Origin of the sequence: Halogeometricum sp. CBA1124 (assembly GCF_009741955.1) — an archaeon.
GTDB classification, from domain to species: domain Archaea; phylum Halobacteriota; class Halobacteria; order Halobacteriales; family Haloferacaceae; genus Halogeometricum; species Halogeometricum rufum.
Genome location: NZ_WPCD01000124.1, coordinates 1 through 10,957, shown reverse-complemented (window position 1 = coordinate 10,957; position 10,957 = coordinate 1). Strand labels below are relative to the sequence as shown.

14 protein-coding genes and 1 pseudogene are annotated in these 10,957 nt (G+C 70.5%); 11 read left to right on the top strand and 4 right to left on the bottom strand.

The genetic code is table 11. The features are described from left to right. A partial coding sequence (locus GJ632_RS25465; protein WP_343161193.1) for an ATP-binding cassette domain-containing protein occupies nt 1-219 on the bottom strand: 219 nt, incomplete at its 3' end. Beyond that, the gene (btuC, locus tag GJ632_RS14230; protein ID WP_191453311.1) at nt 216-1,235 is read right to left on the bottom strand and encodes a vitamin B12 ABC transporter permease BtuC; all 1,020 of its coding nucleotides are present in this window, start codon (nt 1,233-1,235) and stop codon (nt 216-218) included. The genes GJ632_RS25465 and btuC, both read right to left, overlap by 4 nt. Nucleotides 1,236-1,300: 65 nt before the next feature. Here btuC and GJ632_RS14225 point away from each other — a divergent pair, with 65 nt between their 5' ends. From GJ632_RS14225 to GJ632_RS14205, 5 genes are all read left to right on the top strand, one after another. Beyond that, nucleotides 1,301-2,446 carry a PGF-CTERM-anchored ABC transporter substrate-binding protein gene (locus GJ632_RS14225; RefSeq protein ID WP_191453310.1) on the top strand — a complete coding sequence of 382 codons (1,146 nt, stop codon included), beginning with the start codon at nt 1,301-1,303 and terminating at the stop codon, nt 2,444-2,446. Nucleotides 2,447-2,531: 85 nt separating this feature from the next. Next, nucleotides 2,532-3,131 carry an NADPH-dependent F420 reductase gene (locus GJ632_RS14220; protein ID WP_191453309.1) on the top strand — a complete coding sequence of 200 codons (600 nt, stop codon included), beginning with the start codon at nt 2,532-2,534 and terminating at the stop codon, nt 3,129-3,131. An 89-nt stretch (nt 3,132-3,220) separates the two neighbouring features. Further along, the gene (srp19, locus tag GJ632_RS14215) at nt 3,221-3,502 is read left to right on the top strand and encodes a signal recognition particle subunit SRP19 (protein ID WP_089805616.1); all 282 of its coding nucleotides are present in this window, start codon (nt 3,221-3,223) and stop codon (nt 3,500-3,502) included. Nucleotides 3,503-3,507: 5 nt separating this feature from the next. Continuing rightward, on the top strand, nt 3,508-3,729 hold the full coding sequence (locus GJ632_RS14210; RefSeq protein ID WP_089805617.1) for an H/ACA ribonucleoprotein complex subunit GAR1: 222 nt from the start codon (nt 3,508-3,510) through the stop codon (nt 3,727-3,729). Between the two features lie 38 nt (nt 3,730-3,767). Next, entirely contained in the window at nt 3,768-4,802 is a 1,035-nt protein-coding gene (locus GJ632_RS14205; protein ID WP_191453308.1) for a presenilin family intramembrane aspartyl protease PSH, read from the top strand. Nucleotides 4,803-4,847: 45 nt separating this feature from the next. On the opposite strand, the gene GJ632_RS14200 is transcribed toward GJ632_RS14205, so the two are convergent. Continuing rightward, the gene (locus tag GJ632_RS14200; protein WP_191453307.1) at nt 4,848-5,345 is read right to left on the bottom strand and encodes a PUA domain-containing protein; all 498 of its coding nucleotides are present in this window, start codon (nt 5,343-5,345) and stop codon (nt 4,848-4,850) included. Between the two features lie 148 nt (nt 5,346-5,493). On the opposite strand from GJ632_RS14200, the gene GJ632_RS14195 reads away from it, so the two are divergent. Continuing rightward, nucleotides 5,494-5,673: a hypothetical protein gene (locus GJ632_RS14195; protein ID WP_089805622.1), complete on the top strand. Its 180-nt coding sequence runs from the start codon at nt 5,494-5,496 to the stop codon at nt 5,671-5,673. Nucleotides 5,674-5,742: 69 nt separating this feature from the next. Then, entirely contained in the window at nt 5,743-6,735 is a 993-nt protein-coding gene (locus GJ632_RS14190; RefSeq protein WP_191453306.1) for a hypothetical protein, read from the top strand. A gap of 18 nt (nt 6,736-6,753) precedes the next feature. On the opposite strand, the gene GJ632_RS14185 is transcribed toward GJ632_RS14190, so the two are convergent. Then, nucleotides 6,754-7,251: an NYN domain-containing protein gene (locus tag GJ632_RS14185; RefSeq protein ID WP_089805626.1), complete on the bottom strand. Its 498-nt coding sequence runs from the start codon at nt 7,249-7,251 to the stop codon at nt 6,754-6,756. Nucleotides 7,252-7,542: 291 nt separating this feature from the next. On the opposite strand from GJ632_RS14185, the gene dapA reads away from it, so the two are divergent. The 4 genes and pseudogenes from dapA to GJ632_RS14165 all read left to right on the top strand — a co-directional run. Then, complete coding sequence (gene dapA / locus GJ632_RS14180; RefSeq protein ID WP_191453305.1) at nt 7,543-8,469, top strand: 4-hydroxy-tetrahydrodipicolinate synthase; 927 nt, start codon at nt 7,543-7,545, stop codon at nt 8,467-8,469. Continuing rightward, entirely contained in the window at nt 8,470-9,240 is a 771-nt protein-coding gene (gene dapB / locus GJ632_RS14175; protein WP_191453304.1) for a 4-hydroxy-tetrahydrodipicolinate reductase, read from the top strand. It begins immediately after the preceding gene. After that, the gene (locus tag GJ632_RS14170; protein ID WP_191453303.1) at nt 9,237-10,082 is read left to right on the top strand and encodes a 2,3,4,5-tetrahydropyridine-2,6-dicarboxylate N-succinyltransferase; all 846 of its coding nucleotides are present in this window, start codon (nt 9,237-9,239) and stop codon (nt 10,080-10,082) included. The genes dapB and GJ632_RS14170 overlap by 4 nt, the downstream gene beginning before the upstream one ends. Next, nucleotides 10,079-10,957, top strand: a pseudogene (locus GJ632_RS14165) (diaminopimelate decarboxylase); the annotation flags it as partial. The gene GJ632_RS14170 and the pseudogene GJ632_RS14165, both read left to right, overlap by 4 nt.

Here is a 10,957-nt window from a genome sequence, read left to right as displayed (position 1 = left end):
CGTCGTCTTCCCCGCGCCGTTCGGACCGATGAGCCCGACGAACGACCCCTCGTCGACGGACAGGTTCACGCCGGAGAGAATCGACGCGCCGCCGAGTTCGACGTCGAGGTCCGAGACGCGAATCGTCGGCTCGGCGGCACGGCCGGCGGTGTCGCCGTCGACGCCGTCGTCTCCGGCGTCTCCGGTGACGCCGTTCGCCCCGCTCGGTCGGTCGGTCACAGCCGATGCACCTCCCGCGTGCGGAGGAGGTAGAGGAAGAAGGGGGCGCCGATGGCCGCGGTGACGATGCCGACGGGTATCTCCGTCGCGCCGGACCGCGCGAGCGTGTCCGTGGCGACGAGGAAGGAGGCCCCCGCCAGCGCACTCGTCGGCAGGAGGACGCGGTGGTCCGGGCCGACGAGGAGGCGCATCGCGTGGGGGACGACGAGTCCGACGAAGCCGATGACGCCCGAGACGGCGACGGCCGCCGCGGTGACGACGCTCGACACCGCGAGGAGGACGCGCTTCGTGCGCTCCACCTCGATGCCGAGGCTGTGGGCGTCCGCCTCGCCGAGCAACAGCACGTTCATGTCGTTCGCGTAGCCGAGGAGGACGAGAAACAGCGGCGGGAGGATGGCCGCGACGACGCCCACCTCCCCCCACGTCGTCCCGCTGAGGTGTCCCATCAGCCAGTAGACGACGCGGCGGAGGCTCCACCCGCTCTGGAGCATCATGAAGGAGATGACCGCGCCGAGGAACGTCTGGACGGCGACGCCCGCGAGGAGGAGCGTCGCCGTCGGCGTGTGCCCGTCGCGCGTGGCCAGCAGGTAGACGCCGAAGCCGGTGAGCACCGAGGAGACGAACGCCGCCCCCTGCAGTTCGAGTCCGAACGGGAGAGCGAGCGGAAAGACGATGGTGGCGACGGCGCCGACGGCCGCGCCCGAGGAGATGCCGATGATGGAGGGGTCCGCCATCGGGTTGCGGAAGAACCCCTGCATCACGACGCCCGCGGTGGCGAGGGCGAACCCGACGAGGGCGGCGAGGAGAATCCGCGGCAGGCGCACGTTGACGACGATGACGCGGTGCGCCTCCGACACCGCGGGGACCACCGCGGGCAGGAGTTCCGCGACGACGGCCCGCGTCACCGTCGCGGGCGGGATGGAGACGGCGCCGACGCCGGCGCTCCCGAGGACGACGGCGACGAGGAGGACGCTCAGGCCGCCCGACCACGCGACGGCCCGCGTTCTGACGCTCATGTTCGTTATCCAATCCAACTTGGATTAGGTAAATACTTGTTGCAATAGTCGCACGGTTGGGCCACATGCGACGCAGCACACTCACGCTCGTGACGCTTCTCCTGGTCGTCGCCGCCCCCCTGGCGGGCGCGACGACGGTCGGAGCGGCGTCGGCACAGGCAGACTCGTGTACGTTTCCCTACTCCGCGACGGACGCGACCGGAACCGAGGTGACGGTGGACTCGGACCCCGAACGCGTCGTCACGCTGAGTCCGAGCGCGGCCCAGACGATGTGGGAGCTAGGGGCGTCGGACGAGGTGGTCGGCGTCTCGCAGTACGCCGCCTACCTCGACGGCGCGGACGAGAAGGCGAACGTCTCGGGCGGCGGCGGTCCGAGCGTCGAACGCGTGCTGGCCGCGAACCCGGACCTCGTCCTCGTCCCGAACTCCACCTACGGGTTCGCCCGGGACCGCGTCGAGCAGATTCGCGCGCAGGGCGTCCCCGTGTTCGTCTTCGGCGCGGGCACGTCCCTGTCGTTCGTCGCGGACAAGACCGAACAGATCGGCCGCCTCACCGGCAACTGCGAGGCGGGACGCGAGTCGGCGGCAGAGATTCGCACGTCCGTCGACCAGATGCGCGAGGTCCTCGCGGACGAGGAGAAGCCCGTCGGTCTCAACTACTTCTACGGCTACACCTCCGGCGCGAACACGTTCATCGGCGACGTGATGACCACGGGCGGCCTGCGGAACGGGGCCGCGGAGGCCAACATCACGGGCTTCGCGCAGGTGAACACCGAGACGGTGGTCGAGATGAACCCCGAGTACGTCGTCGTCCCCTCCGGCGCGTCCGTCCCGAGCACGGCGGCCTGGAACAGCACCACCGCCGTGCAGGAGGGTAACGTCGTCGCGGTGAACGAGAACTACCTCCAGCAACCCGCGCCGCGGTCGGTCGACGCCGCCGAGACCATCATGCAGGCGGTCCACCCCGAGGCGTTCGAGGAGTACCGGGCGATGCAGACCCAGTCGAACGCGACGGCGACGGCGGCCGAGACGGAGATGGCCACCACGACGGGCGACGCGCCCGAGACGACGGCGCAGGCGACGACGACGGTGGCCGTCGACGACACGCCCGCGGCGTCGCAGACGGCCACGGGGACGAGTACGCCCGGCTTCGGCGTGCTCCTCGCGTTCGTCTCCCTCCTCGCGACGGCCCTGCTGGCGACGCGTCGCTGAACGCGGGAACGGCCGCACCGAGACGCGACACTCTCGTCTGTCGACGGGTCCGTACCGTCTTGTCGCGGCGGCCGAATCGGGAGACATGGACGTGGGAATCCTCGGCACCGGGAGCGTCGGGACCGCACTCGCGACCGGACTCGCGGCGGCCGGTCACGACGTCGTCGTCGGGTCGCGCGACCCCGCGTCGAACCGAATCGAGGGCGTCACGGTCGTCTCGCAGCGTGCGGCGGCCGAACGGGGCGTCGTCGTCCTCGCACTACCGGCCGGCGTGGTCGTCGACGTCGCGCGCGAACTCCGGGACGCACTCGCCGGAAAACCGGTCCTCGACGCGGCGAACGAGTACCCGACCGCTCGGGGAGACGACTCCCTCGCCGAACGCGTCGCCGACGCCGCGCCCGAGGCGCGCGTCGTGAAGGCGTTCAACACCATCGGGGCGAACCGCATGACGGACCCGGTGGTGGCCGGCGACCCGGCGACCATGTTCGTCGCGGGCGACGACGCCGACGCCGTCGCGGCGGCCGAGACGCTGGCGGCAGACCTCGGCTTCGACCCGGTGGCGGCGGGGGACCTGACGGCGGCAGTCCATCTGGAACACCTCGCGCGGTTCTGGATCCACCTCAGTCGGGAGTACGGCCGCGACGTGGCCGTCCGCTTCCTCCGGGAGGGCGACGGACGGACCTGAGGACGAAGCGACGCGCGTCGCTCTCGGCGTCGCTCCGACGACGAGCGCGGACCACAACCGTATTACGGGCGCGTCGCGGTCGTTCGACTATGGCTGTGGAGAACGTCATCTGGCCCCGCTATCTCGACGCGTCGACGTCGCGGTCGGCGGGCCGACGCGTGCCGCTCGGAGACGCCGTCGAGGAACCGACCGTGGACGAGATAGCCGAAGCGGTCCAGCAGATCGGCTACGACGCCGTCATCGAACGCGACGTGAGACACCCGCAGGAGTGGGACGCGCGCGGGCGCGTCGTCGTCAAGGGAGCCGACGACTCGACGAAGAACGACCTCGTCCAGGCCGTCGCCGCCTACGTCGGCATCCTCCGGGACTGATGGCGATGCAGCGAGTGGGGACCGTCTCGCGGACCGCACAGAACCTCGCCATCGCCCGCTGTGAGGGTGCTGAACACCCGGACATCGGACGCGAAGTGGTCGACGAGTCGCTCTCCTCGGTCGGCCGCGTCGTGGACGTGTTCGGCCCCGTCTCCCGACCGTACGTGGCCATCACCACCTCTGGTAACCCCGCGTCGCTGGTCGGCGAGAAGCTCTACGCGCGCTGAAACACAACCCCCATAGCCTCCCCACCAGACGTCCGCCCATGCGAACACGCGTCGCCTTCGGCATCGGCCTCGCTACGCTCGTCTTCCTCCTCGTCCAGTTGGGCGCGCTGGCGCTCGTCCCCACGTTCTACGACGCGGGCTACCAAACCGTCGAGGATCCCACCGACCCGACGAACAGCCTCGTCTACATCGGCGCCATCCTCGTCGCCACCGCCGTCATGCTCGCGGCGTTCAAGTACGACTTCGACTGGGCCGTCCGCGCCCTCGTCGTCGTCACCAGCGGGATGCTCTCGTGGTACGTCTTCTCGGTGTTCCTCCCCGGTCTCGTCGCCGTCGGCGCGGCCCTCGTCGTCGCCGGCGCACTGGTCGCGTACCCCGAGTGGTACGTCATCGACACCGCGGGCGTGCTGATGGGCGCCGGCGCGGCGGCCCTGTTCGGCATCAGTTTCGGTCTCCTCCCGGCCGTGGTGCTCCTGACAGTCCTCGCCGTCTACGACGCCATCAGCGTCTACGGCACCGAACACATGCTCGACCTCGCCGAGGGCGTGATGGACCTCAACATCCCCGTCGTCCTCGTCATCCCGACCACGCTGTCGTACTCGCTGCTCGACGACGACTTCGCGGACGCGAACGACGTCCACGAGGACGCGCGGACGCCGCGGCCGCGACCCCCCGCCGGTGATTCCGTCGAATCCGCGGCCGGGACGGGCGGCGACGACGAGGGCCGCGCCGCCGCCGACGGCGATGCCGCCCCGGCCGAGGACGGCGTCCGCGACGCCTTCTTCATCGGACTGGGCGACGCCGTGATGCCCACCGTGATGGTCGCAAGCGCCGCGTTCTTCCTCCCGAAGACGCTCGCCCCGTCGCTGGGCGTCCCCGGACTGCCGGCGCTGACGCTCCCCGCGTTGACCGCGATGCTGGGGACGTTCGCCGGCCTGTTCGCCCTGCTCGCCCTCGTGCTGAAGGGCCGCGCGCACGCCGGCCTCCCCCTCCTGAACGGCGGCACCATCGGCGGCTACCTCCTCGGCGCGACGCTCTCGGGCGTGCCGGTGCTGACCGCACTCGGACTGTAATCGGCGGCCGCCAGCGAACCGGCGGGGACGGCCCGCGAAAACGAGTTATCGGTCGCCCGCGCCGTTGCGGACGAACACGGCCATCCCCGTCTCGAAGTCCGCCATCGCGTCGGCGGACAGTTCCGCTCGCCCGACGCCGACGACGTCGTCCTCGGGGGTGACGACGGCCACCTCGTCGCCCGGTCGAACCGCGGGGTCGGCCGCTCGGACGAACTTCGCGAAGGCGTTCTTGCCGTCGCGGACGAACGGTTCGCTCTCCTCGCCGACGGTGACGCGGTTCGACGGCGCGGAGAGCGACTCGACCAGTCGAACGCCGCCCTCGACGCCGAGCGTGAACCGGCCGTCGGTGCCGTAGGAGACGATGCGCCCCTCGTCGGCCAGCACCTGTCTCGGTCGACCGCTCGTCGACCGCCGGACGGTCAGGTCGTCGTCGGGGAACAGTGCCGCGCCCGCGCCCGCGCCGAACTGGTAGTCGGCGACGGTTCGGAGGTCCGCGAGCGTCGCGTCGCCCCCGCCCGTCGTCTCGTCGGTGTCGTCGCTCATACCCCGTCTACCCCCGGCGACGTGAAGTCAGTCGCGGTCTGGGACGGCCGGCGCGCGACGCCACCCGCTCCGCGCGGACGTTGTGGGCTGTTAGCACGGTCGTCGCACGAAGAAACGCATAAGTGACGGACGCCTCTCCGAGACGAGTATGTCGATCGACGCGCGGCAGACTGCGGTCGGAACCTCCCTCCTCCTCGCCAGCAGCGTGCTGTTTCTCACGACGGGCGTGGACGGCCGCGTCTCCGTCCTCCTCGCCGCCACCGCCGTCGCCGCCGGTGCCCTCGCCCTCGTCCGCCTCCTCGGGTCGGCCGACGGACGGGCGGCCTGACCGAGGCGCGCCGGCGACGGCCGCCGCCTACCGTGTGTTTTTAACAGGCAGTTGGTCCAATCGGGGGACATGTCAGCTCTCCAGTCGCTCCGCACCGCGGTCGGATCGCTCGGCCGGAACCCCGTCCTGTTCCTCGTCGGTCTCGCGTACGGTCTCGTGACGCTCCCGCAGTCGGCGTTGCAGTTGGCCGGCGTTCCGCTCGCTCCCACGGTGTTGCAGGCGGTCACGTTCTTCGTGACGCCCTTTCTCATCGCGGGCATCATCGGGATGGCGTCCGAGTCGCTCGACGGCGAGACGTCGCTCGAGACGCTCACCCGCGTCGGCCGCGACCGGTACGTCCCGCTCTTGGTCGCCAAGTTCGTCGAACTCGCCCTCCTCGTCGGCCTCGGCATCGCGGCGGGCATCGTCGGCGTCGTCGGTGGCCTCGTCGCCTTCGTCGCCCTCGGCAGTCCCGTCGTCGCCGCCATCGTCGGCGGAGTGGTGCTCCTCGCCTTCGTCGTCGTCTTCTTCTTCATCCAGTTCTTCCCCGTCGCCGTCTCGCTCGGCGACGCGGACGCCATCGACAGTTTCCGCGTGAGCATCCGCCTCGTACGTCAGAACCTCCTCAGCACGCTCGGCTACTCGATAATCGGTTTCGTCGTCAGCACGGTGGCGACGCTCCCCGTCTCCGGTCCCATCTACTTCCGCGTGTTCCAGAACCTCGACCAACTCCAGGACCTGCCGGCGCAGGGACAGGGGATGGCGCCCGGCGCGACGCCGCAGGCGTTCCAGTCGTTCCAGTTCTCCACGCAGGAGGTACTGCTCCTCTCGGCCATCTCGCTGGCCGTGACGATGCTCCTGTTCGCGTTCCGACAGACGTACGCGACGGCGTTCTACCGGGACCACGCGCCGTCGCCGGCGGACGAGACGGCAGACTTCGACGACGACGCGTTCGACGACGACGCGTTCGACGACGACGCGGCCGACTTCGGCGACGACGGGACGACCGGTGACGAGACGACGGGCTTCGGCGACGGTCCGACCGACCGGGACGGCGGCGCGTCGGGCGACGACCGGTTCTGACCCGGTCCGCAGGGGCGCTCAGAGCAGAAACGTCTCCTGTCGCTCGGACATGTCGAGGAAGTTGTCCGCCGCCGCCACCAGTTCGTCGGCGGTGGACTCCTGGAACGCGATGACCTCGACGCGGACGCCCTCGTGCCGGAGGTGCGAGCAGAGGCGCGAGAAGTCGCCGTCGCCCGTGCAGAGCACGATGGTGTCGACGTGGTTCGCCAGCGTCACCGCGTCGAGACTCATCCCGACGTCCCAGTCGGCCTTCTTCGACCCGTCGCCGAACGTCTTGATGTCCCGTATCTTCGTCTCGAAGCCGATGTCGACGAGGGCGTCGAAGAAGCTCTCTTCGTCGGGCGAGTCCGCGCGGACGACGTACGCGATGGCGCGCGTCAGGTCCCGACCGGAGACGGCCTTCTCCAGCAGCGACGAGTAGTCGATGTTTCGCGAGTACAGGCTCTGAGCCGAGTGGTAGAGGTTCTGTGCGTCGGCCAGAATGGCCACGCGCTGCCCGGGGTGGATATCGGTCATGTTCGAATCCCCGGGAGCATCCCTTATGAATTGACGTGGCTGGCGCGCCGGTCGGTCGCACGGCGGTTCTTGCGACCGACGTAAGGTATTTGACCGCGTGGCGCAGTCAGACGAGTGTGACGCACACCACGTCGTCCTCGTCCGGTGGCCGCCGGTCGATAGCGACGCGTGGCGCTCTTCTTCCGAAAAAACGCGCGCCGTAACGCTCTGGGCGGGAGTGGCGACCCCGTCCCGGGCGACTCCCGGACTCGGCGCGCAGGCGACTGACCGACCACGCGATACGCAACACAAATGACGAACTTCGACTTGACAGGGGTTTACCCGGCGATGACGACGCCGTTCGCCCCGGACGGAAGCATCGACCACGAAACGCTCGCAGACGACGCCCGACGCCTCGAACGCGCCGGCGTCGCCGGCCTCGTTCCCGTCGGCTCCACCGGCGAGAGCGCCACCCTCACCCACGACGAACACGTCGCCGTTGTCGAGACGGTGGTGGACGCCGTCGACGACGTGCCCGTCATCGCGGGTTCGGGGTCGAACTCGACCCGCGAGGCCCTCGAACTCTCCAGACGCTCCGCGGCCGTCGGCGCGGACGGACTCCTCCTCATCTCGCCGTACTACAACAAGCCCGAACAGGAGGGCATCGTCGAACACTACCGAACCGTCGCCGACGAGGTGGACGTTCCGCAGATCGTCTACAACGTCCCCTCGCGCACGGGGAGCAACATCGAACCGGCGACGGTCGAGGCGCTCGCCTCCCACGACAACATCGCGGGCTACAAGGCCGCCAGCGGCGACATCGGCCAGATATCCGAAGTCGTCGAGCGCACCCGCGAGGAGGAGTTCTCGGTGCTGTCCGGCGACGACGCCCTCACGCTGCCCGTCATCTCTGTCGGCGGCGACGGGGTCATCTCCGTCACCGGCAACGTCGAACCCGAGCGCATGGTCGCGCTGGCGGACGCCGCCCTCGGCAGCGAGATGGACCGCGCCCGCGACCTGCACCACGAACTCGGCCCGCTCAACCGCCTGCTGTTCGCCGAGACGAACCCCATCCCGGTGAAGGCGGCCATGGAGATTCGCGGTCACTCCTCGGGGGCGCTCCGCCCGCCGCTGACCGACCTGACGGCGGAGAACCGCCAGGCGCTCGAAGCCGCCCTCGACGAACTCGACGCGACGCGCGAGGAGTCGCTGGGGCTCGAACCGGCGGAGGGGACGTAGATGGGCGACCCCGTCCGCGTCGCCGTCACGGGCGCGGCCGGTCGGATGGGCCGCGAACTCCTCGACGTGGCCGCCGGGCGCGACGACGTGTCGGTGGTCCTCGCGGTGAACCGGAGCCCGGTCGAATCGGTGTCGGGGGTCGACGTCCACGACGCCGCCGACCTGTCCACCCACCTCGCCGAGACGGACCCCGACGTGCTGGTGGACTTCACCGGCCCCGAGTCGAGCACAGACTACGCCGCCGCCTGCGCCGAGGCGGGCGTCGGCATCGTCGTCGGCACCACCGGCTTCGACGCGGACGGGCGCGCGGCGCTGGACGAGGCGGCCGAGTCCGTCCCGCTCCTGCACGCGACGAACTTCTCGCGGGGCGTCGCGGCGCTTCGTCGCGCGGTCCGAGAGGCCGTCGCCGCCCTCCCCGACTACGACGTGGAGGTCACCGAGACGCACCACAACGGCAAGCGCGACGCGCCGTCGGGGACGGCGACCACCCTGCTCGACGAGGTAGACGACGTCCGCGGCGCGTCCGACCGCGTCTACGGCCGCGAGGGCGACCAGCCCCGAACCGAGGGCGAGATAGGCGTCCACGCCCGCCGCGCGGGCGGCGTGACCGGCGAACACGAGGTGTTGCTCGCCGACGACCACCAACTACTCTCCCTGACGCACCGTGCGGGGTCCCGCGGCGTCTTCGCCGCCGGCGCCCTCGACGCCGCCGTCTGGCTCGCCGACCGCGACGCCGGGCGGTACGACTTCGACGAGGTACTCGACGCATGAGCATCCAATCCGAGATAGACGACCTGTGGCAGCGCTACGAAGACGACGAGATAGACGCGGAGACGGCCGGTTCGGAGACGCTGGCGACGCTCGACGCCTTCCTCGTCTCCCTCGAACAGGGCGACGTGCGGGCGGCCGAACAGGTCGGCGACACCGGCCCGGACGGCTGGGTGGTCAACGAGTGGGTCAAGCGAGGCATCCTGCTGAACTTCGGGCTGCGCGAGACCATCGCCCGCGACTACGGCGGCGTGACGTACTACGACGTGCTTCCCCTCCGCGGCACGGCCGACTTGGGCCAGCGAGGGACGCGAAACACGCCGGACGGCACCACCATCCGCCGGGGGGCGTACCTCGGGTCGGACTGCATCATGATGTCACCTTCCTTCGTCAACGTCGGCGCGCACGTCGGCGACGGGACCCTCGTGGACTCCTGCGACACCGTCGGCTCCTGCGCGCAACTCGGCGAGAACGTCAAGCTGGGCGCGAACACCCTCGTCGGCGGCGTCCTCGAACCCGTCGAGGACGCGCCCGTGATAATCGAAGACGGCGTCTCGCTCGGTGCGGGCTGTCGGGTCACCTCGGGCTTCCACGTCGGCGAGAACACCGTCGTCGGCGAGAACACGCTCCTGTCGCCGCGCATCCCCGTCTACGACCTCGTCGAGGAGGAGGTGCTGTACGGTCACCTGCCGTCGAACCGCAGAGCGTTCACCCGCTACGTGGAGTCCTCGCTCGGCGACCACGACATCTTCGCCGGCGGCGCGTACAAGCCCGCCGTCGTCGCCCTCGACATCGAGGACGACACCCTCGACAAGACGCGGCGCGAGGAGGCACTGCGCGGATGACGCCCGCCGGTGGCGGGGGAGGAGAGGCGGACCCGCGGATTCGACGGCTCTCCGAGTGGGACGGAGACGAACTCCTCGCACTCGCGGAGGAACACGGTACGCCCCTCTACGTCGTCGATTTGGACCGCGTGCGGGAGAACTGCGCCCGTCTCGACGCGGCGTTCCCCGACGCCGAAGTGCGCTACGCGCTGAAGGCCCACACGGGCCGCGCCGTCCTCGAAACCGTCCGCGAGGCGGGACTCGCCGCCGAGTGCGCCTCCGCGGGCGAGGTCGAACGCGCCCTCGCCGCCGGGTACGACGGGAGCGATGTCCAGTACACCGCCGTCAACCCGCCGGGGGGTGACCTCGACCACGTCGTGGACCGCTGGCGCGACCATCCGGAACTCACCGTCACCGTCGGCGCGGCGGACACCGTCGACCGCCTGCGCGAACGCGGGTTCGACGGCCGCCTCTGCATCCGCGCCAACCCGGGCATCGGCGCGGGCCACCACGAGAAGGTCCAGACGGGCGCGAACGCGAAGTTCGGCGTCCCGTACGACGACGTGGCCGAGTTGGCCGAGTCCGTCGCCGACGACTTCGAACTCGTCGGCCTGCACGCCCACGCCGGGAGCGGTATCTCCGGCGACGACCTGTCGAACCACCGCGAACTGGTCCGACGGATGGGCGAACTCGCCCGCGAGGTGGCGTCCCGCGTCGGCCCCCTCGAGTTCGTGGACGTGGGCGGCGGGTTCGGCGTGCCCTACCGCGAGGACGAACCGCCCCTCGACCTCGAGAGCGTCGCCGACGCGACGCGGGAGGCCCTCGGCAACGTGTCGGGCACCCTCGCGGTCGAACCCGGCCGGTACGTCGTCGCGACGCGGGCGTCCTCCTCACGC